Source organism: Alcaligenes sp. Lyrl_28, from assembly GCF_051948705.1.
GTDB classification, from domain to species: Bacteria; Pseudomonadota; Gammaproteobacteria; order Burkholderiales; family Burkholderiaceae_B; genus Alcaligenes; species Alcaligenes ammonioxydans.
Genome location: NZ_JAYJLG010000017.1, coordinates 1 through 863, shown reverse-complemented (window position 1 = coordinate 863; position 863 = coordinate 1). Strand labels below are relative to the sequence as shown.

Annotated in this window: 2 tRNA genes and 2 rRNA genes; all 4 read right to left on the bottom strand. The window is 48.2% G+C overall.

Annotated features, from left to right (window positions below):
• Window positions 1–137 (bottom strand): 23S ribosomal RNA (locus tag VF694_RS16410); the annotation flags it as partial.
• Between the two features lie 378 nt (window positions 138–515).
• Window positions 516–591, bottom strand: a tRNA-Ala gene (locus VF694_RS16405).
• An 11-nt stretch (window positions 592–602) separates the two neighbouring features.
• A tRNA-Ile gene (locus VF694_RS16400) sits at window positions 603–679 on the bottom strand.
• A 93-nt stretch (window positions 680–772) separates the two neighbouring features.
• A 16S ribosomal RNA gene (locus VF694_RS16395) occupies window positions 773–863 on the bottom strand; the annotation flags it as partial.

Here is an 863-nt window from a genome sequence, read left to right as displayed (position 1 = left end):
CTACGGTGGGTTTCCCCATTCGGACATCTACGGATCAAAGCTTGTTTGCCAGCTCCCCGTAGCTTTTCGCAGGCTACCGCGTCCTTCATCGCCTGTGATCGCCAAGGCATCCATCATATGCACTTATTCGCTTGATCCTATAACGCTTGGTGCTGTTATAGGAATATGAGTATACGTTGTTGCCGTTCATCAATCCTTAGCTGTTATCCAATCCGAAGATCAGACAACGTCTATATTTTTGAGAACTTTCGTTGAACATAATTTGTTCTGTTGCAATCACAACCCGTGTATTGTCATCACAAGTCGACTAATCGTCTTGCGTTTATTAGACAACACACCTTCGTTGTGCTTCTTCCTAATTGTTAAAGAGCAATTCGTGGGTTGCATAACCCAACGAGCAGTATTCTTTAAAAAGAACACTCTTCGTTGAATCTAGCGCCAGGCAAACCGTTGTTTGTCTGTGCCCTATACTCTGTCATGAACCTTGCTGTATCGACAACCACCTATAAAAGCGGTGGTGGAGGATGACGGGATCGAACCGACGACCCCCTGCTTGCAAAGCAGGTGCTCTCCCAGCTGAGCTAATCCCCCGAGGTAATCGTTGGTGGGTCAAGTTGGAATCGAACCAACGACCCCCGCCTTATCAAGACGGTGCTCTAACCGACTGAGCTACTGACCCATCTATCACCAGTGGGCGATACCTTCAATGGTCATGACATAAACTAACAGCCAATAAGTGTGGACGCTTTCGCTTTGCGAGCCATTCGCTCTAAAAGGAGGTGATCCAGCCGCACCTTCCGATACGGCTACCTTGTTACGACTTCACCCCAGTCATGAATCCCACCGTGGTAAGCGCCCTCCTT